The organism is Catellatospora bangladeshensis (assembly GCF_016862575.1).
Taxonomy (GTDB): Bacteria; Actinomycetota; Actinomycetes; order Mycobacteriales; family Micromonosporaceae; genus Catellatospora; species Catellatospora bangladeshensis.
Genome location: NZ_BONF01000030.1, coordinates 1 through 21339, shown reverse-complemented (window position 1 = coordinate 21339; position 21339 = coordinate 1). Strand labels below are relative to the sequence as shown.

The 21339-nt window shown below is 72.7% G+C and carries 20 protein-coding genes; 8 read left to right on the top strand and 12 right to left on the bottom strand.

Features of this window, described 5'->3' with window-relative positions; genetic code table 11:
- Positions 1 to 111: 111 nt before the first annotated feature.
- Positions 112 to 768, top strand: a complete 657-nt coding sequence (locus tag Cba03nite_RS24530; protein ID WP_203750665.1) for a response regulator transcription factor — start codon at positions 112 to 114, stop codon at positions 766 to 768.
- Positions 765 to 1895 (top strand): sensor histidine kinase, encoded by a 1131-nt coding sequence (locus Cba03nite_RS24525; RefSeq protein ID WP_203750663.1) that lies wholly within the window; start codon positions 765 to 767, stop codon positions 1893 to 1895. The genes Cba03nite_RS24530 and Cba03nite_RS24525 overlap by 4 nt, the downstream gene beginning before the upstream one ends.
- Positions 1896 to 1996: 101 nt before the next feature.
- Here Cba03nite_RS24525 and Cba03nite_RS24520 read toward each other — a convergent pair whose 3' ends face one another.
- The 8 genes from Cba03nite_RS24520 to Cba03nite_RS24485 form a co-directional block, all read right to left on the bottom strand.
- The gene (locus Cba03nite_RS24520) at positions 1997 to 2542 is read right to left on the bottom strand and encodes a hypothetical protein (protein ID WP_203750662.1); all 546 of its coding nucleotides are present in this window, start codon (positions 2540 to 2542) and stop codon (positions 1997 to 1999) included.
- 14 nt (positions 2543 to 2556) lie between these two features.
- Positions 2557 to 3759: an ABC transporter permease gene (locus Cba03nite_RS24515; protein WP_203750660.1), complete on the bottom strand. Its 1203-nt coding sequence runs from the start codon at positions 3757 to 3759 to the stop codon at positions 2557 to 2559.
- Positions 3756 to 4490 (bottom strand): ABC transporter ATP-binding protein, encoded by a 735-nt coding sequence (locus Cba03nite_RS24510; protein ID WP_203750658.1) that lies wholly within the window; start codon positions 4488 to 4490, stop codon positions 3756 to 3758. The genes Cba03nite_RS24515 and Cba03nite_RS24510 overlap by 4 nt, the downstream gene beginning before the upstream one ends.
- On the bottom strand, positions 4490 to 5659 hold the full coding sequence (locus tag Cba03nite_RS24505) for an efflux RND transporter periplasmic adaptor subunit (RefSeq protein ID WP_203750655.1): 1170 nt from the start codon (positions 5657 to 5659) through the stop codon (positions 4490 to 4492). Before Cba03nite_RS24505 ends, Cba03nite_RS24510 begins: the two co-directional genes overlap by 1 nt.
- 81 nt (positions 5660 to 5740) lie before the next feature.
- Positions 5741 to 5932, bottom strand: coding sequence for a hypothetical protein (locus Cba03nite_RS24500; RefSeq protein WP_203750652.1), 192 nt, complete (start codon positions 5930 to 5932; stop codon positions 5741 to 5743).
- A 143-nt stretch (positions 5933 to 6075) separates the two neighbouring features.
- Positions 6076 to 7692 carry a sensor histidine kinase gene (locus Cba03nite_RS24495; protein WP_239125994.1) on the bottom strand — a complete coding sequence of 539 codons (1617 nt, stop codon included), beginning with the start codon at positions 7690 to 7692 and terminating at the stop codon, positions 6076 to 6078.
- Positions 7689 to 8423 (bottom strand): response regulator transcription factor, encoded by a 735-nt coding sequence (locus tag Cba03nite_RS24490; protein ID WP_203750650.1) that lies wholly within the window; start codon positions 8421 to 8423, stop codon positions 7689 to 7691. The genes Cba03nite_RS24495 and Cba03nite_RS24490 overlap by 4 nt, the downstream gene beginning before the upstream one ends.
- 100 nt (positions 8424 to 8523) lie before the next feature.
- Complete coding sequence (locus tag Cba03nite_RS24485; RefSeq protein WP_203750648.1) at positions 8524 to 9789, bottom strand: efflux RND transporter periplasmic adaptor subunit; 1266 nt, start codon at positions 9787 to 9789, stop codon at positions 8524 to 8526.
- Between the two features lie 157 nt (positions 9790 to 9946).
- Here Cba03nite_RS24485 and Cba03nite_RS24480 point away from each other — a divergent pair, with 157 nt between their 5' ends.
- The gene (locus Cba03nite_RS24480; protein ID WP_203750646.1) at positions 9947 to 10513 is read left to right on the top strand and encodes a hypothetical protein; all 567 of its coding nucleotides are present in this window, start codon (positions 9947 to 9949) and stop codon (positions 10511 to 10513) included.
- 134 nt (positions 10514 to 10647) lie between these two features.
- On the opposite strand, the gene Cba03nite_RS24475 is transcribed toward Cba03nite_RS24480, so the two are convergent.
- Positions 10648 to 11232, bottom strand: a complete 585-nt coding sequence (locus Cba03nite_RS24475) for a TetR/AcrR family transcriptional regulator (RefSeq protein WP_203750900.1) — start codon at positions 11230 to 11232, stop codon at positions 10648 to 10650.
- 164 nt (positions 11233 to 11396) lie between these two features.
- On the opposite strand from Cba03nite_RS24475, the gene Cba03nite_RS24470 reads away from it, so the two are divergent.
- The 3 genes from Cba03nite_RS24470 to Cba03nite_RS24460 all read left to right on the top strand — a co-directional run bounded on the left by Cba03nite_RS24470 (position 11397) and on the right by Cba03nite_RS24460 (position 14745).
- Entirely contained in the window at positions 11397 to 11849 is a 453-nt protein-coding gene (locus Cba03nite_RS24470) for an SCP2 sterol-binding domain-containing protein (RefSeq protein ID WP_203750644.1), read from the top strand.
- Between the two features lie 2 nt (positions 11850 to 11851).
- Positions 11852 to 13072: an acyl-CoA dehydrogenase family protein gene (locus Cba03nite_RS24465; RefSeq protein ID WP_203750641.1), complete on the top strand. Its 1221-nt coding sequence runs from the start codon at positions 11852 to 11854 to the stop codon at positions 13070 to 13072.
- A 113-nt stretch (positions 13073 to 13185) separates the two neighbouring features.
- The gene (locus Cba03nite_RS24460; protein ID WP_203750639.1) at positions 13186 to 14745 is read left to right on the top strand and encodes an AMP-binding protein; all 1560 of its coding nucleotides are present in this window, start codon (positions 13186 to 13188) and stop codon (positions 14743 to 14745) included.
- Between the two features lie 124 nt (positions 14746 to 14869).
- Here the strand turns inward: Cba03nite_RS24460 and purD are convergent, their stop codons facing one another.
- The 3 genes from purD to Cba03nite_RS24445 form a co-directional block, all read right to left on the bottom strand.
- Entirely contained in the window at positions 14870 to 16117 is a 1248-nt protein-coding gene (gene purD / locus Cba03nite_RS24455) for a phosphoribosylamine--glycine ligase (RefSeq protein WP_203750636.1), read from the bottom strand.
- A gap of 33 nt (positions 16118 to 16150) precedes the next feature.
- Positions 16151 to 17116: a type IV toxin-antitoxin system AbiEi family antitoxin gene (locus Cba03nite_RS24450; protein WP_239125993.1), complete on the bottom strand. Its 966-nt coding sequence runs from the start codon at positions 17114 to 17116 to the stop codon at positions 16151 to 16153.
- Between the two features lie 152 nt (positions 17117 to 17268).
- Positions 17269 to 18558 (bottom strand): adenylosuccinate synthase, encoded by a 1290-nt coding sequence (locus Cba03nite_RS24445; RefSeq protein WP_203750633.1) that lies wholly within the window; start codon positions 18556 to 18558, stop codon positions 17269 to 17271.
- 121 nt (positions 18559 to 18679) lie between these two features.
- Here Cba03nite_RS24445 and Cba03nite_RS24440 point away from each other — a divergent pair, with 121 nt between their 5' ends.
- Both Cba03nite_RS24440 and Cba03nite_RS40000 read left to right on the top strand, forming a co-directional pair.
- Entirely contained in the window at positions 18680 to 19642 is a 963-nt protein-coding gene (locus tag Cba03nite_RS24440) for a hypothetical protein (protein ID WP_203750630.1), read from the top strand.
- 117 nt (positions 19643 to 19759) lie between these two features.
- On the top strand, positions 19760 to 21319 hold the full coding sequence (locus tag Cba03nite_RS40000) for a MinD/ParA family ATP-binding protein (protein WP_239125992.1): 1560 nt from the start codon (positions 19760 to 19762) through the stop codon (positions 21317 to 21319).
- Positions 21320 to 21339: the final 20 nt, after the last annotated feature.

The window sequence follows — 21339 nt, the reverse complement described above, 5'->3', positions numbered from 1 at the left end:
CGGACCTGCCTGGCACCTGGCGAATCATGAACGCGCATACGCCCACTTGCCTGGCAAGTCGGCGGATCTTGGTTATGCCGGGGTTACCCGGTGGGCGGGCATCATTGCTGCGTGCGAGTGCTGGTGGTGGAGGACGAGGACGTGCTGGCGGACGCCGTCGCGGAGTGGCTGCGGCGGGAGGCGTTCGCGGTGGACGTGGCGTACGACGGGGACGCCGCGCACGAGCGGCTCGCCGTGCACCCGTACGACGTCGTGGTCCTGGATCGTGACCTGCCGGGGCGGCCCGGGGACGAGCTGTGCCGGGAGATCTCCGACACGCTGCCGCAGACCAGGGTGCTGATGCTGACCGCCGCCGCGGCGGTGCGGGAGCGGGTGGCCGGGCTGGCGCTCGGCGCCGACGACTACCTCACCAAGCCGTTCGCCATGGTCGAGCTGGCGGCCCGGGTACACGCGCTGGCCCGCCGGGCCGTGCTGCGGAACCCGGCGGTGCTGCAGCGCTCCGGGATCGTGCTCGACCCCGCCCGGCGCACCGCCGAGCGCGACGGCCGCGACCTCGGCCTGGCCCGCAAGGAGTTCGCCGTGCTCGCCGAGCTGCTGCGCGCCGACGGCACGGTCGTCTCCGCCGAGCAGCTGCTCGAACGGGCCTGGGACGAGCACATCGACCCGTTCACCAACGTGGTCCGGGTGACCGTGATGAAGCTGCGGCGCAAACTCGGCGAGCCGCAGCCGATCGAGACCGTCGCCGGAGTGGGGTATCGCCTCCCGTGAACAGGCTGACCCTGCGCGTCCGGCTGACCCTGCTCTACGTGGTGCTGTTCACCGTGGCCGGGCTGTCCCTGCTGGCCATCACGTACTTCCTGGTCAAGTGGCAGCTCAACACCAAGCCGATCGACACCCGGATGGCCGTGACCGACCTGCTCAAGACCGGCGGCGACATCACCAAGCTCAAGGAGCTGCTCCAGGAGAAGGCCGAGCAGTCCCGCCAGGACACCCTCACCACGATCATCACTCAGGGCGGGGTCGCCCTCGGCCTGGTGCTGGCCGCCGCGACCGCGCTGGCCTGGGCACTGTCCGGGCGGGCGCTGCAGCCGCTGCACCGGATCACCGCCACCGCCGGGCGGATCGCGGCCGGCACGGGCGGCCGCGGGCTGCACGAGCGCATCGCGCTGGACGGGCCGAAGGACGAGGTGAAGCAGCTCGCCGACACGTTCGACGCGATGGTCGGGCGGCTCGACCGCTCCTTCGACGGGCAGCGCCGCTTCGTCGCCAACGCCTCACACGAGCTGCGTACGCCGCTGGCGCTGAACCGGGCCCTGGTCGAGCTGGCCGTCACCCGCCCGGACGCGAGCCCCGACGCGCGGCAGCTCGGCGAGGCGCTGCTGAGGGTGAACGAGCGGCACGAGCGGCTCATCGACGGGCTGCTCACGCTCGCCGACAGCGAGAACGAGCTCACCGAGCGGACCCCGGTCGACCTGGCCGACATCGCCGAGTACGTGCTGGAGGCGCTGCCGCCGGGCGGCCCGGCGGTGACCAGGCTGCTCGATGCGGCGCCGGTCACCGGCGACCCCGTGCTGCTGGAACGCCTGGTGCAGAACCTGGTCGAGAACGCGGTCCGGCACAACGTGCCCGAGGACGGCTGGCTGCGGGTGGAGACCGCCACGGTGGGCGGGCGGGCCCGGCTGGTGGTGACGAACAGCGGGCCGGTCGTGCCGGCGTACGAGATGGAATCGATCTTCCAGCCCTTCCGCCGCCTGGGCCGCGAGCGGACCGCGAGCCCGGCCCGCGGCCTCGGCCTGGGCCTGTCCATCGTCCGCGCCATCGCCCAGGCCCACCACGGCACCGCCACCGCCACCCCCCGCCCCGGCGGCGGCCTCACCCTCACCGTGACCCTCTGACCCGCCGCGGCCGCGTCGTTGATCGTCCGACTTGCCAGGCACATGGGGGTATGCGAGCGCAAGATACGCCCGATTGCCTGGCAAGTCGGATGATCTAGGCGTCAGCCGGCGGTGATGGAGGTGGCGGTGACGGTGGTGTCCTGGGTGGTGCCCTGGACGGTGATGGCGGTGCCGGCGGCCAGGTCCTTGAGGGTGATCTTCTCGGTGGCCTGGACGGTGGTGGTGTCGCCGGTCTTGATGGTGAGGACGCGGCCGTCGGTGGTCTCGATGTAGACGGTGGTGCCGTCGACGAGCTTGATCTTGCCGGTGATCGGTGCGGCGGCGGTCTGCTGGCCGCCGTTCTGGCCCTGCTGCGCGCCGGGCAGGCCGCCGGGGAACTGCCCGCCGCCGAAGTTGCCGCGGTAGCCGTTGGCGGGGCGGTTGCCCGTCGCGGACCCGGCCGCCGTGCCGGAGCCGGTGCCGAAGCGCTGCTGCACCTGGACGCCGGCCAGGAAGCCGCCGCAGGTCAGCACGAGCGCCAGCAGGATGCCGGTGCTGCGGGTGAGCCACGGCCCGCGTTTCGCCTTGGCCAGGCCCGCGACCAGGTCGTCCATGGGCGCGGCGGCGTCGGTGGGCGCAGTGTCCGGGTTACGGATCGCGTGCTTCATCGGGGTCGGGCTCCTCACTCGTACCGCAGGGCGTCGATGGGGCGCAGTCCGGCGGCGCGGCTGGCCGGGTAGCTGCCGAAGAACAGGCCGATCGCGACGCACACGCCGAGCGCCAGCGCGACCGAGTCCGGCATGATCACCGGTTTGATGCCGACGATCTCGAAGTTGGCGCCGATCAGCGCCGCCGCCACGCCCAACCCACCGCCGGCGAGGCTGAGCAGCGTCGCCTCGATCAGGAACTGGGTGAGGATGATCCGGCGCGGGGCGCCCAGCGCCTTGCGGATGCCGATCTCCCGGGTCCGCTCGGTCACCGACACCATCATGATGTTGGTGATGCCGATGCCTCCCACCACCAGCGAGATCCCGGCCACCGCGCCCAGCAGCACGGTGAACGTCTCCGCGGTCGCGGTGCGCGTCTCCAGCAGCTGCGAGGCGTCCCGGATCTGGTACGGGGTGCTGCTGGCACCGTCCGCGACGTGCATCTTCGCGTTCAGGATCGACGTGATCTCGGCCTTGGCGGCGGCCACCGCGTCGGCGTTCACCGCCTCGATGGTGATCGACGAGACGGGGCCGTAGCCGGTGAGCGCGCGCTGGACCGCGGGCAGCGGCGCGATGGCCACGTCGTCCGGGTCGTTGAAGCCGGTCGAGCCCTTCTTGGCCAGCACGCCGATGACCGAGAAGATCTGCCCGCCGATGCCGACCCGCTGCCCGACCGGGTCCACGGTGCCGAACAGCTCCTCGGCCGTGGTCGGCCCGAGCACCACCACCCGGGCGGCCTGGTCGACGTCCTCCTCGGTGAAGCCCGACCCGCGCTCCACCACGCTGTTCGACGCGGAGAAGTACGACGGGTACGTGCCGATCACCGAGTTCACGTCGTACGACGCGTCGCCGAAGGTCAGCGTCTGGGACGAGCTGACGACCGGCGAGACGCTCTTCACGTCCGGTGCGGAGTCCCTGTCCTGCAGCGCCTTGACGATGTCGAGGGTCAGGTCGGTACGGTAGCCGGTGTCGCCGCCGCGGCCGCCCTGCACGGTCAGCGTGTTGGTGCCGAGCGCGGCCAGGCTGTCCTCGACCTGCTTGGCAGAGCCGTTGCCGACCGCGACCAGCAGGATCACCGCGGCCACGCCGATCAGGATGCCGAGCACGGTCAGCCCGGAGCGCAGCTTGTTCGCCGCGACGCCGCGCAGCGCGAAGCCGAAGACCTCGAAGACGCTCATACGGCCACCGCCTGCCGGTCGATGGAGCGGCGGCGCTCGTCCGTGACGATCTGCCCGTCGACCAGCCGGATCGTGCGGTGGGCGTGCTCGGCCACCTCGTCCTCGTGCGTGATCAGCACGATGGTGCGGCCCTGGGCGTTGAGCCCGTCCAGGATGCCGAGCACGTCGCGGGTGGAGCGGCTGTCCAGGTTGCCGGTGGGCTCGTCGGCCAGCAGCAGCGCGGGCCGGCTCACCAGCGCGCGGGCCACCGCGACCCGCTGCTGCTGGCCGCCGGAGAGCTGGTTCGGGTCGTGGTCGGCCCGGTTGGCCAGGCCGACCATGTCCAGCGCGGCCAGCGCCCGCTCGCGCCGCTCGGCCCGGCTCACCCCGGCATACGCGAGCGGCAGCTCCACGTTGGCCAGCGCGCTGGTGCGGGCGATGAGGTTGAAGGACTGGAACACGAACCCGATCCGGCGGTTGCGCACCAGCGCCAGCTGCGACTCGTTCAGCTCGCTGACGTCCACCCCGTCCAGCCGGTAGGTGCCCGACGTGGGCACGTCCAGGCAGCCGAGGATGTTCATCAGGGTGGACTTGCCGGAGCCCGACGAGCCCATGATCGCGACGTAGTCGCCGGGCTCGACGACGAGGCTGACCCCGGCCAGCGCGTGCACCGCCGTCTCGCCCTCGCCGTACGTCTTGACCAGGTCCGTCACCTCCAGGACCGGGCGGCCGTCCCTGCCGTACGCCGCCATCACCGGCCCCCGCCCGCGGGACGGTTGCCGCCGTTGCCGCCGAAGCCGCCCCCGCCGAAGCCGCCGCCGGTCAGGCCGCCCGGCCCGCCCGGGAACTGCTGCTGGTTGTTCGTGCCGCCGGTGACGGTGGCCAGCACGACCTGCTCGCCCACCTCGACCCCGGACACGATCACGGTGTACGCGTCGCCCTTGAGCCCGATCTCCACCGACCGGGTCTCCTGCACGCCCTCCTTCACCACGGTCACCGTGGTCCGCCCGCCCGCCGTGCGCACCGCGGCGGCCGGCACGTAGACCGCGTCGGCGACCTCGTCCACGGTCACCGTCAGGCTCACCGTCTGCCCCAGCCGGACGCCCTCCGGGATGCTGTCGAGCAGCACCTCGATCGGGTACGTCACGGTGTTGCCGTCGGACGCGGTCGGCGAGATCGCCGACACCTTGCCGGTCGCGGTCGCGCCGGTCAGCGCGTTCCACGCCACGGTCGCGTTCTGCCCGGTCTTGAGCCGGGTCGCGTCCGCCTCGGCGACCCCCGCCGCGACCTGGAGCTTCGTCAGGTCGGCGAGCTGTATGAAGCCCGAGGAGGAGGACGAGGACGACGAGCCGTTGCCGCCGCCCGACGAGCCGCCGGAGGAGCCGCCCACCGCGCCGCTGATCGCCACCACCGTGCCCGCCATGGGCGCCTTGAGCACGGTGCCGTTCACCGCCCGCTTGGCCGCGGCCACCGCCGACTCGGCCTGGTCCACCTGGTTCTCGGCGTTGGCGACGGTGCTGTCGTCACCGCCGTCCTCGGCCCGGTCCAGCGCGTCGCGCGCGGCGTCGAGGTTGCGCTCGGCGGTGTCCAGGGACTCGTTCACCTCGGTCGCGTCGACCGTGGCGAGCACCGCGCCCTTCTTGACCTTGTCACCGACCTTGACCTTGATCGCGGTGACGGTGCCGCCGGTGGTGAAGTCGGCCGACATGGTGTTCGCCGACTCGATCGTGCCGTCGGCGGTCACCGTCGCGGTCACCGTGCCCTGCGCCACCGCCACGGTGCGCACCGTGCTGCCCTGGGCCGGCTCCGCGTCGCCGCTGATCATGAAGTACGCCCAGGTGCCGCCGCCCGCGAGCAGCACCCCGAGGGCGCTGTTCAGCAGGGCGGTGCGCCCGAGCGGGATGGCTCGCCGCAATCGCATGGCGAGCATCGTGGCGGCACGCCCTCGACGGGACCTCCGGCCGACCTCGGAGGAAGCTGGGAGGTGCCGTCGGCGCGCCGGTTACGGCTTGACCAGGGCGATCCGGGCCGGGGTCGGGGCCCGGTGCCACCGGACCGCCGCCGAGAGCCGGGTTAGCAAGGAGCTGTCGAGGACGATCTCCGGTGGCAGCGGGGGCGGCAGGAAGGCAAGGTAGTTTCGCTCCGCCCGCACCACGTGGGCCTGCTGAGCGGGGAGGAACTGGTCACGCCGCACTGCCACTCCCTTGATACCTGCGGGGTTCTTCGGTATCAAAGGAGCCGTTGTTTGATACCTAGAGGCCTTGAAGTATCAAACAACGGCCGCGTTGTGCATAAAGTAGCAAGCGCGTGCAGCGTCAGACCGGGCCGACGAGTGCGTCAGGCGGCCAGCGGCAGCAGGACCCGGAACGTCGAGCCCGCGCCCGGTGCCGTGGCCAGCTCGATCCGGCCGCCGTGCGCCTTCACGATCGCCGAGGCGATGGCCAGGCCCAGGCCCGCGCCGCCGTGGCTGCGCGCCCGGTGCGGGTCGGCGCGGTACAGCCGCTCGAAGATGCGTGACGCGTGCTCCGGCGGCACCCCCGGCCCGGTGTCGCTGACCTCGACCACCGCGACCGGCAGCTCCGGGTCCAGCTCGGCGCCGACCGCGGCCACCACCGGGCCGCTGTCCCGGGCCACCGGCAGCTCGAACGGCTCGTCGGCGGGTTCGCCGCCCCGGTGGCTGATACGCAGGGTCACCCGGGCGTCGGCGGGCGTGTGCTGGAGCGCGTTGGCGACGAGGTTCGTGGCGACCTGGCGCAGCCGATGCTCGTCGCCCAGCACGCAGACCGGCTCGAACCCGGCCAGCTCCACGGTGCGCTGCGGGTTGCGCACGTGCGCGTCGCGGACCGTGTCGGCCGCGACGGCGAGCAGGTCCACCCGGGACTGCTGCAGCGGGCGCTCCTCGTCCAGCGCGGCCAGCAGCAGCAGGTCCTCGACCAGCAGACCCATCCGGCCCGCCTCCTGCTCGATGCGGGACATCGTCTCGTCCAGCTCCGGGCCGGGCGGCGCACCGCCGCGCCGGTACAGCTCGGCGAAGCCACGGATCGAGGTGAGCGGGGTGCGCAGCTCGTGCGAGGCGTCCGCGAGGAACTGACGCAGCCGCTGCTCGGACGCGGCACGCGCGGTCACCGCCGCCTCGATGCGGGACAGCATGGTGTTGAGCGCGAGACCGAGCCGGCCGGGCTCGGTGTGCGGGTCGGGATCGGGCACCCGGGCGGTGAGATCACCGCCCGCGATCTGCGCGGCGGCGTGCTCCATGTTCGTCAGCGGCCGCAACCCCACTCGGACCACGCTGTACGCCACGAAGCCGAGCACCAGCAGCACCGCCGCGCCGACACCGAGAACGATCATGAGCATCAGGTTCGCGGTGGTGTCGTCTCGCGCGGTCGAGATCGCCGAGACGCGGTACCCACCGCCTCGCTCCTCGGGCGCGCGGCTGACCGCCACTCGGAACTCCTGGCCGGAGAGGCTGCTGGCGCTGAACGGGCGGCCGGGCCCCGGCTTAGTGTCGGCATGCGCCTTGATCTCGTCGAAAGTCAGCCGTGGCCGCTCGGTGTAGCTGATGTCACTGGAGTTGCAGGAGATGACGTCGCCCGCGGCGTCGTAGGTCAGCAGGATGGCGTCGGTGGGCCCGGGTGGTGCGCCGAACCGCCCGGTGGCGAACTCCGGCCACGAGCAGACGACCTCGGCCGGGGCCGTCGCCGACGGCGCGGCGCTCGCGCTCGGCTGCGGGACGGTGCCCGGCTGCGCGGGCTGGCCGGAGCCGAACCAGTTGCCGCCGTTGCCGCGCGGGCCACTGAGCCGGAGCACGTCCTCGTCCAAGCGCTGGACCAGGTAGTGGCGCAGCGTGGTGGCGGCGACGAAGTCGGTGATGAGCAGGGCGACTCCGGCCAGGGCCACCACCGCGACCACCATCCGGGTACGCAGGGTCCACCGCCGCCACGGTGGCCGGATCATTCCTGATCACCCCGGGGCAGGCGCAGCGCGTACCCGACGCCGCGCACCGTGTGGATCAGCGGCGGGTCCCACTTGTCGACCTTCTTGCGCAGGTAGTAGACGTACGACTCGACGATGCGGCCGTCGCCGCCGAAGTCGTAGCTCCACACCCGGTCCAGGATCTGCGCCTTGGACACCACCCGGCCCGCGTTGACGAGCAGGTAGCGCAGCAGGTTGAACTCGGTCGGGGACAGGTCGACGAGCTTGCCGCCGCGGCGCACCTCGTGCGCGTCCTCGTGCAGCTCCAGGTCGGCGTAGCGCAGCACCCCGCTGTCGGCGGGCTCGCCGCCGGGGCGGCTGCGGCGCAGGATGGCCCGGATCCGCAGCACGACCTCCTCCAGGCTGAACGGCTTGGTGACGTAGTCGTCGGCGCCGACGGTCAGACCGGAGATGCGGTCCTCCACGGAGTGGCGGGCGGTCAGGAACAGCACCGGCACCAGGGCGTTCTCCGGGCCGCGGCCGTCGGCGCGCAACCGCCGGGCCACCTCGAAGCCGTCCAGGTCGGGCAGCATCACGTCGAGCACGACCAGGTCAGGCTGGAACTCCTCGGCCGCGATCAGCGCGTCCCGTCCGGTGTGCGCGACCCGCACGTCGAACTCGACCAGGCGCAGCGTCGCCGACAGCAGCGCACAGATGTTCGTCTCGTCGTCGACCACCAGCACCCTGGTCCGCGGCCGCTCCTGCTGCGTCACCGGCTCCCCCTTCGCTCAAAGCAAGCTGTGAGCTGGTTGTATCCATCCTGCCTCGGAGTTTCCTCGGAGCCGGGTGAGAGAAGCATGGAAGAGGCTCAGTTCACGAGCGGGCGTTGACGCGTACGCTGTCGCCCTCGGTGAGCCCCGCCACGATCTCGACGTCACCGTCACCGCGCAGCCCGACCTTGACCTGGCGGGCCGTGCCGTCCGGCAGCTTGACCTCGCCCTCGGTGTCGCCGGTCATGCGCACCGCCGACTGGGGCAGCAGCAGCACGCTCTCGGCTCGGTTCAGCACGACGCCCGCGGTGGCGCTCTGCCCGATCAGCAGCCCCTCCGGCGAGCCGTCGAACGCCAGCAGCACCCGGTAGCGCACCAGCGTGCCGCTGGCCGTGCCGGTCGCGGCGACCTCGGCGATGGTCGCGGCGAGCGTCTCATCGGGGCGGTTGGCCAGGGTCACCGTGGCCGGCTGGCCCACCGCCAGGCTCACCGCATCGGCCTCGGCGAACTCGGCCTCGACCATCATCGTGGCGGTCACCCCGAGCTTGATGAACGTCGCCGTGCCCACCGCGTCCCCGGCCCGGCCCTCGACCGCGAGCACCTTCGCCGCGACGGGCGCCGTGATGACCGTGCCGGCCAGCTCCCGCTCGGCGCGGGCCAGGTCGGCCACGGCCCGGTTCACCGCGACCTGCGCGGAGTAGATCGCGTCTCCGCCCGCGCCGCCGCGCCCGCCGGAGCTGCCACCGCTACCCTGGCAGCCACCGCCCGCGCCCGCGGTCGGCGACGGGGAGGGCCGGGCGCCCGGGGTCCGCGAGGGCGACGGGCCGGCCGACGGGCTCGCGCTCGGGCTCGGGGCGGCGCTGGGTGAGCTGCTCGGCGAAGCGCTCGACGAGCCTGCCGCGGCGAAGGCGGCCGGTTCGGCGGCCGCCGGGGATCCGGGGTAAGCCGCCGCGGCCGCCCGTACCGCCGTGTCGCAGCTGGTGTCGCCGTCCGCGGACTCGGCATCGGTGAGGGCCTGCTCCGCCTCGGCGAGCGCGTTGGCGGCCTCGTCGCGGGCCTCCCGCGCGTCGGCGTCGTCGATCGCGGCCAGCTCCTCACCCGGGAGCACCTCGTCGCCGGGCTTCACCTTCACCGAGGTCAGCGTGCCCGACACGGAGAACGCCAGCTCACGGGTGGCGACCGGGGCCACCTTCCCGGAGGCGGCCACGGAGTAGGTGACCTCGCCACGCTGCACGGCCGTCGTCGCCGCGGCCGCCGGGGCCGGATCACCGCCCCGCAACCCGAGCACCGTCGCCACCACGGCGCCGACCAGCACCACCGAGCCCGCAGCCAGCCACCGGCGCCGTCTTCCGCGCACCACGAACGTCATGGCCGGGGAGTCTCGCGGGCGCCGCTCGGCGATCGCTTCACACCACCTCGGAGCCACCTCAAAGCCGGGGGGCGCCCGCGCACTCCCAGCTCATCCTGAGGTCCGGTCGAGCGGGCACCGAGGCCGCTCGCGCAGGCTCGCGCAGGTGAAGACGCCGATGAGAAACTTCCGCGCCGCGCTCACCGCGACCGTGGCCGTCGCCGTGCTCGGCCTCGCCGCAGCCTGCGGCGCCGCCGACGAGGGCGACACCGGCCAGAACACCGGCAGCGGCGGCGCCGCGGACGGGTTCGCCGCGTACAGCGCCTGCCTCAAGGAGCAGGGCATCGACCTGGGGGACACCTTCGGCCGCGGTGGCCCGTCCGGGCGGCCGACGGCCCGGCCCTCCGGCATGCCGACGAACCGGCCGACGGTACGCCCCAGCGGTCAGCCCGGTGGTTTCGGCGGCCCCGGCGGGGGTATGCGCCTGCCGGAAGGCGTGACGGCCGAGCAATGGCAGCAGGCACAGCAGGCTTGCGCAGCGGTGCGCCCCAGCGGTGGCCCGGGCGGCTTCGGCGGTAACCGAGGCGAGAACGGCGCCAACGCGGCGTACCGCAACTGCCTGGCTGAACGAGGTGTGGACTTCACACCCGGGCAGCAGCTCGCCACCGCCGATCCGAAGGTGGCGGAGGCGCTGCAGGCATGTGCCGTGCTGCGGCCCGCCACGCCGAGCCCGGCGGTGAGCTGACCGCATCTCTCCCGGCGGGTTCGGTGGACCGAGCCGGCCCCGGTGTGCGCCGTTCCCCCGTGCGGTGCCCCTGGGGCCGGCTCCCTGCGTGGCGGGGTCTCCGCCCGGGTGGGCAAGATCGGGCCGCGGCGCGGTCAGGGGGTGGGCGGGCGCCAGGTCGAGCCGCGCATGAGCTGGTCGGCGCCGAGCCAGACGGCGTTCATGAGCCGGGTGGCGGTGCGGCCGGGATCCTCGTCGGGGTGGTCGGCCAGCCAGTCGGCCAGCGACTCGCTCGCGCCGACCAGGGTCAGCGCCATCGCGGTGAGATCGTCCGGCTTGACCTGCCGCCCCTCCTGGCGCAGCGCGCCGTCCAGCCGATCGGTGATCACCTCGACGACGGCCTCCCGCATCCGGCTGATCTCGGCCGAGAACGGCTGCTGCGTGCGGGCCTGCCGGTAGAGCACGGACCAGCCGTCGCGGTGTGCGCCGACGAACTCGAAGAAACCTTTGAGTCCCCGCCACAGTTGCTGGTCCGGAGGGAGAGTGGGATCGGCCGCCGCGGCCAGGCCGCTGACCAGGCGGGCCGACTCGCGGCGCAGGCAGGCGATGAAGAGTTCCTCCTTGGTGCCGAGGTACGCGTACACCATCGGCTTGGACACGCCGGAGAGTTCGGCGATCTCGTCCATGTTGGCGTGGTGGAAGCCGCGGCGGGAGAAGACCAGCACGGCGGCGTCGAGCATCTGCTGCTCGCGTTCCGCGCGCGGCACCCGGCCGGTCCGGCCGCCGTCCGCACGGGCCGCGGCGGGGTCACCTGGAGTGAGTGGACTGCTCTGCACCTTGCCAGCCTACCTACTCCGCCGTAATGTTACGCACGAGTAAGTTTCCAGGTATTACGGAGGACATCATGGCCGAGCTCGACCTGTCCGACTTCAGCTCGCTCGACCCGGCGCAGTTCGCGTCGCTGGTCAAGAACGCCTCGGACGCCCAGCTGACCGAGGTGCTCAGCGGCGACCTGCGCACCAAGGTGCTGGACGAGATCTTCCGCCGGATGCCCGGCCTGTTCCGCCCGGAGCGCGCCGGCAACACCGAAGCGGTGATCCACTGGATCATCACCGGTGCCCCGGACGGCGGCTCGGACACGTACGAGCTGGTCATCGCCAACGGCGCCTGCACCCTGTCGGAGAAGCCGGCCAACGAGCCGAAGCTCGCCGTCACGGTCGGCCCGGCCGACTTCCTCAAGGTCGTCTCCGGCAACGGCAACCCGGTGATGATGTTCATGACCGGCAAGCTGAAGGCCAAGGGCGACCTGGCGCTGGCCGCCAACATCGCGAACCTGTTCAACATCCCGAAGGCCTAGTCATGTCCTCGTTGGAGTTCTCCCTCGACCTCAACGAGGAGCAGCGGGATCTGCGCGACTGGGTGCACGGCTTCGCGGAGCAGGTCGTGCGCCCGGCCGCGGCGGAGTGGGACGAGCGGGAGGAGACTCCCTGGCCCGTCATCCAGGAGGCCGCCAAGATCGGCCTCTACGACTTCGAGTTCCTGGCCAACCTGTGGGCGGATCCGAGCGGCCTGTCCATGTGCATCGCCAGCGAGGAGCTGTTCTGGGGCGACGCCGGCATCGGCCTGGCCATCATGGGCACCTCGCTGGCGGTCGCGGGCATCTTCGGCTCGGGCACCCCGGAGCAGATGGCCGAGTGGGTGCCGCAGTGCTTCGGCACCAAGGACGACCCGAAGGTCGCCGCGTTCTGCTCGACCGAGCCGGAGGCGGGCTCCGACGTGGGCGCCATGCGCACCCGCGCGGTGTACGACGCGGCCACCGACGAGTGGGTGCTCACCGGCCAGAAGGCGTACGCCACCAACGGCGGCATCGCCAACGTGCACGTGGTGACGGCGGTCGTCGACCCCGAGCTGGGCTCGCGCGGCCAGGCCGGGTTCATCGTGCCGCCCGGCACCGCGGGCCTGCACACCGCCCGCAAGCTGCGCAAGCTCGGCATCCGGGCCTCGCACACCGCGGACGTGTTCCTGGACGAGGTGCGCGTGCCCGGCCGCTGCCTGCTGGGCGGCAAGGACGCGCTGGACGCGCGGCTGGCGCGGGCCCGCTCCGGGCAGCGCTCGTCGGGGCAGGCCTCGATGCGCACGTTCGAGCTGTCCCGCCCTGCGGTCGGCGCGCAGGCGCTGGGCATCGCGCGGGCGGCGTACGAGTACGCCCTGGAGTACGCGAAGACGCGGGTGCAGTTCGGCCGGCCCATCGTGGAGAACCAGGCGGTCGCGTTCGCGCTGGCCGACATGCGGATGGAGATCGACGCGGCCCGGCTGCTGGTCTACCGGGCGGCGTGGATGGGCCGCAACAACCGGCCGTTCACCGCGGGCGAGGGCTCGATGTCCAAGCTCAAGGCGGGCGAGGTCGCGGTCTCGGTGACCGAGAAGGCGCTGCAGATCCTCGGCGGCGCCGGCTACCTGCGCGAGCACCCGGTGGAGCGGTGGTACCGCGACGCCAAGATCTACACCATCTTCGAGGGCACCAGCGAGATCCAGCGGCTGGTCGTGGCACGGGCGATCACCGGCGCGTCGCTGCGCTGAACCGTTACCTCATCGACGGCGGTCCACCCTTACGGTGGGCCGCCGTCTTCACATCATGGTTACCGATGAGTAATATGCGGGACACCTGACGTTGACAGAGAGAGGCTCACCCCGTGGACCTGCTCTTCATTGTCCGCACCCTCGCCCGCCGCGGGCTGCTCAAGCCGGGCAGCCCCAACCGCGTGGCCGACCAGCTCAACGCGCTGCGCCGGTGGGGCTTCACGCTCGCCGGCGAGCTGCGCGCCGCCGAGGCCCGCGACCCGCACCGGATCGCGATCATCGACGAGCACCGCGGCCCGATCACCTACCGCCAGCTCATGCGCCGGGCGCAGCGCCTGGCCACGGCGCTCGGCGCGACCCGGGGCGTCGGTCCCGGCGTACGCGTCGGCCTGATGTGCCGCAACCACGCCGGCCTGGTCGAGGCCATGGTCGCCTGCTCGCTGCTGGGCGCGGACGCGGTCCTGGTCAACACCGCCCTGTCCGCTCCGCAGCTCGCCGCCGTGGCCGAGCAGCAGCAACTCCGCCTGCTCCTGCACGACCGGGAGTTCGCGCCGACCGCCGCCGCGGCCGCTTGCGAGCGCCTGGACGAGTCCTCGGTAGAGGCGCTGCTCGCGGAGACACCGCAGCAGCGCCGGCACGAGGTGAACCGGGCCGGGCGGACCATCGTGCTCACCTCCGGCACCACCGGCGCGCCCAAGGGCGCCCGGCGGCCCACCCCGAAGGGCTTCGGCCCCCTCGTCTCCATCATCGACCGCATCCCGCTGCACGTCGGCGAGCGCATCCTGATCTCCGCCCCGCTGTTCCACACCTGGGGGTACGCGGCGCTCCAGCTCGCCCTGGCCATGCGCGCCACCGTGGTGCTCCAGCGCCGCTTCGAGCCCACGGCCACCGTGCAGGCCGTCGACACGCACGGGTGCACGGCCCTGTTCGCCGTGCCCGTCATGCTGCAGCGCCTGGTCGAGGCTGGCGCCGTGCCCGCCCGGCCGCCCCGGATCACCGCGGTCAGCGGCTCGGCGCTGCCCGGCGGCCTGGCCACCCTGTTCATGAACGCCTGGGGCGACTGCCTGTACAACCTGTACGGCTCCACCGAGGCGTCCTGGGCGTCCATCGCCACCCCGGCCGACCTGCGCCGCGACCACCGCACCGCGGGCCGCCCGCCGCACGGCACCCGCATCGCGATCCTCGACCCCACCGGCCGCCCCGTGGCCCGCGGCGAGATCGGCGAGATCCACGTCGGCAACGAGATGCTGTTCGAGGGGTACACCCGCGGCCCCGGCGACCCGTCCGCGGCCGACCTGCGCGGCGGCCTGCTCGGCACCGGCGACCTCGGCCACCTCGACGCGGACGGCCTGCTCCACGTGGACGGACGCGCCGACGACATGGTCGTCTCCGGCGGCGAGAACGTCTTCCCCCGCCCCCTGGAGGAACTGCTCGCCCAGCTACCCCAGGTACGCGAGGTCGCCGTGGTCGGCGTCCCCGACGCCCAGTACGGCCAGCGCCTCGCCGCCTACCTGGTCCTGCACCCCGGCCAGACCCTAGACGCCGACGAGGTCCGCGAGTACGTCCGCCACTACCTGGCCCGCTTCAGCGTCCCCCGCGACGTCCACTTCCTGCCCGAACTCCCCCGCACCGCCACCGGCAAGGTGATCCCCCGCCTCCTCCACCCAATGTGAAAGGAAGGGCACCTTCTTAACGCTATGCGTTGTAGAAGGTGCCCTTCTTAACGTCTCGCAGGTGGAGCGGCCGCCTCACGACGTGCTCGCACTGGTGGCCCGGCGCGAGGCCGATGCCGGAGCGTCAGCGCCAGGGGGAGACGACGCGACCTTCCTCGGCGGCCAGCGCGATGTCCGTGCGGTGCTGCGAACCGGCCAGCTCCACGTGCGACACCAGCTCGTACGCCGCCGCCCGCGCCGCGTGCAGGTCACGCCCGTTCGCGGTGGCACACAGCACCCGGCCGCCGGCCGAGCGCAGCACCCCGTCGGCGTCCCGCTTCGTGCCGGAGTGGATCAGCCCCTCGGCCCCGGTGATCTCGTCGCCGGTCCGCGCGCTCGCCGGGTAGCCGGCGCTGGCCAGCACCACCGTCACCGAGTACGCGTCCTCCCACTGCAGCTCCGGGTGCTCGGCCAGCTTGCCGGTCGCGGCCGCGTACAGCAGCCCGCCCAGCGGCGTCTCCAGCAGCGACAGCACCGACTGCGTCTCCGGGTCGCCGAAGCGCGCGTTGAACTCGATCACCTTCGGGCCGTCGGCGGTGATCGCCAGGCCGACGTACAGCAGCCCCGCGAACGGGTTGCCCGCGTCGCGCATCGCCTGCAGCGTCGGGTGCACCACCGTCGCCATCACGTGCTCGACCAGCTGCGGCGGCGCCCACGGCAGCGGCGCGTACGCACCCATGCCGCCGGTGTTCGGGCCGCTGTCGCCGTCGCCGATCCGCTTGAAGTCCTGCGCGGGCAGCAGCGGCAGCGCCGTCTCCCCGTCCGTCACCACGAACAGCGACACCTCGGGCCCGTCGAGGTACTCCTCGATCACCACCCGGCCGCAGTCGGCGGCGTGCCGCAGCGCGGCGTCCCGGTCGTCGGTCACCACGACACCCTTGCCCGCGGCGAGCCCGTCGTTCTTCACCACGTACGGCGCACCGAACGCGTCCAGCGCCCGTGCCGCCTCCTCCGGAGTGGTGCACGTGAACGCCCGTGCCGTCGGCACCTTCGCCGCGTTCATGACCTGCTTCGCGAAGTCCTTGGACCCCTCCAGCCGAGCCGCGCTGCCCGACGGCCCGAAACAGGGCACACCCTTCGCGCGTACCGCATCCGCGACCCCCGCGACCAGCGGCGCCTCCGGCCCCACCACCACGAGATCGGCCTCAACCTCAACAGCCAGGGCCGCCACCGCCTCCGGCGACAGGATGTCCACATCCCGCACCTCAGCCGCCACCCCGGCAATCCCCGGATTCCCCGGCGCCGCAATCACCGCGCCGACCCCAGGATCCCGCACCAACCCCAGCACCAGGGCGTGCTCCCGCCCCCCACTCCCGACCACCAGTACCCGCACGCCCCCACCCTACCCTCCCCGTTGATCATGAACTTATGGCACGGGTCGACGGTGTTTCATGTCCAGAGCTTCCTGATCGACTCCAGCGGACCGGGCCAGGGCGCGGCGGACGACGCGGGGGATGGTGGCTGGGTCGAGGGTGTCGGGCCAGGTGAAGCGGATGATGCGGTAGCCGGCGTTGGTCAGGTCGTTCTGCCGTTGGCGGTCCCGGAAGACCGCCTCGGGGCGGTCGTGGACCTCGCCGCCGTCGGCCTCCGCAATCAGCCGGGCGGCGCGCCAGAGCATGTCGACACGTGCCAGCAGCCGACCGGCATCGTCGACGATCTCCGCCTGAAGATCGTCGGGAGTCACTCCGGCGTCGGTGCAGCGCAGCCGGGACCTGGTCTCCAACGGCGATTCGGCGCGGCCGTCCGCCTGCTCGATCCAGGTCCGCGCGACCACCGCGCCACGGCGGCCGCGCATCAGGCGCGGCAACTCCGCCAGCTCCTCCTCCGTGATCAATCGCTGGTGGAGCGCCGAGTCGAGCACCGATACCGCGGCCAGGCGGTCCACCCGCAAAAGCAGATCAGCGAGGGTACGCAGCGGCGTCGTGACCGCGATCCCTTCGACGACCATCACGTCCTCGGGCGCGAGCGTGAGCTGGTGTGGCACCACCGTCGCCTCAGTGAGGCGGCGCGGCACGGCCAGCTTGCCCGGCAGGCTGACGTGCAACCGCGTCTGCGGCCGCAATCCGTGCAGGCCGTGCACGGCGGCCGCGCTCTCCAGCACGGCGACGGCGTTCGGCCCGGAACTCAGCAACGCGGCCCGGACCAGCGCCCGAGGTGAGTCGGGCACGCCCCGCAGATCGGCATCCACCAGATAGACGCCGCGGCTGAGCGCTCGCCACACACCCTGCCGGATGAACCCCTTCACCGTGGCTGCGGACAGTCTCAGCTCCCGGCACTGGGCCGCGGTGATCAGCCCGTCCTGGCGCTCGGCCAGTCGTTGCACAGCAAGCACGGCCGCCAGCCTCCGCCGCGCCGCCCCCGCTCACAACCCCTGTGGACAACCCCTGTGGACAACCACGGCGGCCCCCTCGTCGATCATGAACTTACGGCCAGAACACGCCGTCGAGCCGTGCCATAAGTTCATGATCAACGCAGTGAAGCGGGTCAGGGGAGCATGTTGTGGCGGACTACGTTTTCGTCGCGGCCGGGGCCTACGCCGATCATGGAGATGCGGGTGCCGCAGAGCTCTTCGAGGCGTTCGATGTAGCGCTGGGCGTTCAGGGGGAGGTCGGCGAAGTCGCGGGCCTTGGAGATGTCCTCGAACCAGCCGGGGAGGTATTCGTAGACCGGCTTGGCGTGGTGGAAGGCGGTCTGGGTCATGGGCATCTCGTCGAGGTGTTCGCCGTCGACCTCGTAGCCCACGCAGATGGGGACCTGGTCCAGGCCGGACAGGATGTCGAGCTTGGTGACGACGAGGTCGGTGATGCCGTTGACGCGGACGGCGTAGCGGGCGATGACGGTGTCGAACCAGCCGCAGCGGCGCGGGCGGCCGGTGGTGGTGCCGTACTCGCCGCCGGTCTTGCGCAGGTGCTCGCCCATGTCGTCGTGCAGCTCGGTCGGGAACGGGCCCGCGCCGACGCGGGTGGTGTACGCCTTGATGACGCCGATGACCGAGGTGATGCGGGTGGGGGCGATGCCCGCGCCCACGCAGGCGCCGCCCGCGGTGGGGTTCGACGAGGTCACGAACGGGTACGTGCCGTGGTCGAGGTCGAGCAGGGTGGCCTGCGCGCCCTCCATGAACACGGTCTTGCCCTCTTCCAGCGCCTTATTGAGCAGGAGGCGGGTGTCGGCGATGAACGGCTTGAGCCGCTCGGCGTAGGTGAGGTACTCCTCGACCACGGCGTCGACGTCGAAGCCCTTGCGGTTGTAGACCTTGAACAGGATCTGGTTCTTCTCGCGCAGCACCAGCTCCAGCTTCTGCCGGAGGATGCCCGGGTCGAGCAGGTCCTGCACGCGGATGCCCATGCGGGCGACCTTGTCGCCGTACGCGGGGCCGATGCCGCGGCCCGTGGTGCCGATGCGGGCGGTGCCGAGGTAACGCTCGACGACCCGGTCCAGCGCGCGGTGGTGCGGCATGACCAGGTGCGCGTCGGCGGAGATGAGCAGCCGGGAGACGTCGACGCCGCGCTCGGCGAGCCCGTCGATCTCCGCGAGCAGCACCTTGGGGTCGATCACCACGCCGTTGCCGAGGACGATCTCGGCGTTGGGGTGCAGCGCCCCGCTGGGCATCAGGTGGAGGGCGAACTTCTGGCCGTCCGGCGTGACCACGGTGTGGCCGGCGTTGTTGCCCCCGGAGAAGCGGACGACGTAGTCCACTCGTGATCCGAGCAGGTCGGTAACCTTGCCTTTGCCCTCGTCGCCCCACTGGGCGCCGAGAAGCACGATCGCTGGCATCTTTCCTTCGCCTCCTAGGCGAGCCGCGGGCCGCCCACGGCTGTGGTGACCCCGGGGTGCCAGGCTAACAGCTTGATCGGGGGCCCATGGCGGGGCTTTCCCGGAACCCAGGAGGACACAGTTGTACGACGTGGTGCTGCTGAGCATGACGGAGCCCGACGAAGACGGCTGCTGCGGCAGCGGCGGTTGCGGCACCGGCCACGCGGACGCCCCGGCCACGCCGCGTCCCCGGGTGCCGGTGCTGCACTGCGCGGACGCGCTGCGCGCCGCGGGGGCCCGCGTGGAGACGGTGGTGGCCTGCACCGACGCCGAGATCGACGGCGCGCTGGCCCGGCTCGACGCGCCGCCCCGCGAGGACGGCCTGAGCTGGCCGGACGCGGACGGCAAGACCCGGCTCGTGATCGCCGTCACCGGTGACGCGCAGCTGCGCCACGTGCTGCGCCGGCTGGTCCGCCGCTACGCCCCCGCGCCGTCGAAGCGCCCCGCCGACCTGCCCGCCGGGCGTACCGTGCCGGACCTGCCGCCGCTGGCGGTGCTCCCCCTCGACGCCGCCGGGCAGGGCGACCTGGCCGCCCAGCTCGGCCTGCCCCGCGAGCCCGCCGCCGTGGCCGCGGCCGTGCTCGGCGACGCCGTACGCCGGCTGGACCTGCTGCGCCACGACGGCGGCTCGGTGACGCTCGACGGCGTACTGCTCGCCGGGGCGACCGAGGACGGGCGGCCCGTGCAGTGGCAGGGCCGGGTCGAGGTCGACGACGCGCTGCTCGCCGACGGCAGCGAGCCGCTGCTCGCCGTGGCCGTGGCCAACGCGGCCGGCGCGACCACCCTGGACGGCCTGCCGCTGGTCGCCGCGGCCGACCCGGCCGACGGTGTGATCGACGTCGCGGTCGCCGTGCCGGTACGCCACAAACCACTGTTCGGCGCCGCGCGGCTGCGCATCGAGGTGCGGCGGGCGCGGGGCCGTGCGGTCTCCGTCACGCCCCGCGAAACCGAGGTGCCGTTCACCGACGACGGGGTATCGGGTGAGCTGAGCCGCAAGCGCTCCTGGTGGATCGAGCCCGCCGCCTGGGCCGTCTACACCGGGTGACACCTGCGGGAACGTGATCGGCCGCGGCCGGCCGTAGCGAGAGCGGGCCATCGCGGAGGAGCCACGGCTCGTACACACTGACTAGGCTGCAGGGCACACCGCACTGGGGAGAGGGCGATGACGGACTGGGAGTGGCCGCCGGACGAGATCAGCGGCCCTGGCGAGGACAGCAAGCCGGCCGCGCGCGGCCAGGGGACCCGGGCGTCCGCCCCCGTCCCGCGCCCGGACCAGCCGATGGCCGGGGTGCCCATCGCGGTGCCGGCCCCGCAGGCGGGCATCCCGCTGGCCGGGCCGCAGCCCGTGGCGGGCGGTGCCGACCTGACCGCCACCATGCCCGTGCCGCTGCCGCCACGCGGCCAGAGCTCGGTGCCCGTGCCGCTGCCACCGACCGCCGTGCCGGTCCAGCCGCACAGCGCCCCGATCCCGCTGCCGCAGACCGGCTCCGCGCCGATCCCCGCGCCCCCGGTCCCCGCCCCGCAGAGCGGCGCCATCCCGGCCCCGCCCCAGCGCCCCGCCGACCAGCAGGGCGGCCTGCCGCCGGTCCCGGCCCCGCCGGCCACCCCCGCGCCGCAGCGCCCGCCCGTCACCGCCGTGCCGCCGCCACAGACCGCCCCCGGCGTATGGCCCGTCGCCTCCCAGCAGAACCCGCACGTCCCGCCGCTGCCTCCCATGCCGGCCACCCCCACCCCGCAGCAGGCACCACAGTTCGGCAACCCGCAGCAGCCCACCGCCGCAGGCGAGGTCTACCTGCCCACCGCCGAGGAGTTCGCCCGCCGCCGCGCCCAGCGCCCCGCCGACCCCGTCGCCCACATGGGCATCCAGGCAGCGCTGCGCAAGACCACGTTCGGCCTGGTCAACCTCAGCCCCGGCCAGCGCGAGCAGGAGGTCCGCCGCGCCACCGACCTGGTCCGCCGCAACTTCGGCGGCCTGCGCCAGATCACCGTCGTCAACCCCAAGGGCGGCGCCGGCAAGACCGTCGCCGTCCTCCTGCTCGCCATGACCTTCGGCCGCAAACGCGGCGGCTACGTCCTCGCCTGGGACAACAACGAGACCCAGGGCACCCTCGGCATGCGTTCCCAGCAGGACTTCCACTCCCGCACCGTCCGCGACCTGCTCCGCGACCTGCACCAGTTCCAGGGCGCCCAGAGCCGCGTAGGCGACCTCTCCCAGTACGTCCGCGCACAAGGCGACGGCATGTTCGAGGTACTGGCCTCCGACGAATCAGCGACAGCGGGCGAGATGCTGACCGCCCACGCCTTCGCCGAGATCCGCGAAGTCGTCAGCCGCTTCTACAAACTGATCATGGTCGACACCGGCAACAACGTACGAGCAGAGAACTGGCAGGCGGCAATAGACGCCACAGACCAGCTCGTAGTCACCATGTCGGCCAGAAACGACTCCGCGGAGACAGCCGCACGCATGCTCGACCACCTGGAGCAGACAGGCCGCAGCAGACTCGTACGCCAGGCAGTGACCATCGTCAGCCTCCCCCCGAGCCGCCGCGAACTCGACATCCCCGCCATCGAACGCCACTTCGCCGCCCGCACCCGAGCCGTCCTCATCGCCCCCTACGAGCGCATGCTCGACTCCGGCGAACCGATCGACTACGCGCGCCTCAGCGAGGAGTCCCAGGATGCGTGGCTGCGTATTGCTGCTTCGGTTGCTGAGGGGTTGTAGTCCGTTTACGGGGTTGCGCC

Bases quoted from the DNA above. Each gene is read 5' to 3' on its own strand.
- Cba03nite_RS24520 (WP_203750662.1), bottom strand. From the start codon at position 2,542: ATGAAGCACGCGATCCGTAACCCGGACACTGCGCCCACCGACGCCGCC.
- Cba03nite_RS24515 (WP_203750660.1), bottom strand. From the start codon at position 3,759: ATGAGCGTCTTCGAGGTCTTCGGCTTCGCGCTGCGCGGCGTCGCGGCG.
- Cba03nite_RS24510 (WP_203750658.1), bottom strand. From the start codon at position 4,490: ATGGCGGCGTACGGCAGGGACGGCCGCCCGGTCCTGGAGGTGACGGAC.
- Cba03nite_RS24505 (WP_203750655.1), bottom strand. From the start codon at position 5,659: ATGCGATTGCGGCGAGCCATCCCGCTCGGGCGCACCGCCCTGCTGAAC.
- Cba03nite_RS24495 (WP_239125994.1), bottom strand. From the start codon at position 7,692: ATGATCCGGCCACCGTGGCGGCGGTGGACCCTGCGTACCCGGATGGTG.
- Cba03nite_RS24485 (WP_203750648.1), bottom strand. From the start codon at position 9,789: ATGACGTTCGTGGTGCGCGGAAGACGGCGCCGGTGGCTGGCTGCGGGC.
- Cba03nite_RS24480 (WP_203750646.1), top strand. From the start codon at position 9,947: ATGAGAAACTTCCGCGCCGCGCTCACCGCGACCGTGGCCGTCGCCGTG.
- Cba03nite_RS24475 (WP_203750900.1), bottom strand. From the start codon at position 11,232: ATGCTCGACGCCGCCGTGCTGGTCTTCTCCCGCCGCGGCTTCCACCAC.
- Cba03nite_RS24470 (WP_203750644.1), top strand. From the start codon at position 11,397: ATGGCCGAGCTCGACCTGTCCGACTTCAGCTCGCTCGACCCGGCGCAG.
- Cba03nite_RS24465 (WP_203750641.1), top strand. From the start codon at position 11,852: ATGTCCTCGTTGGAGTTCTCCCTCGACCTCAACGAGGAGCAGCGGGAT.
- Cba03nite_RS24445 (WP_203750633.1), bottom strand. From the start codon at position 18,558: ATGCCAGCGATCGTGCTTCTCGGCGCCCAGTGGGGCGACGAGGGCAAA.
- Cba03nite_RS40000 (WP_239125992.1), top strand. From the start codon at position 19,760: ATGACGGACTGGGAGTGGCCGCCGGACGAGATCAGCGGCCCTGGCGAG.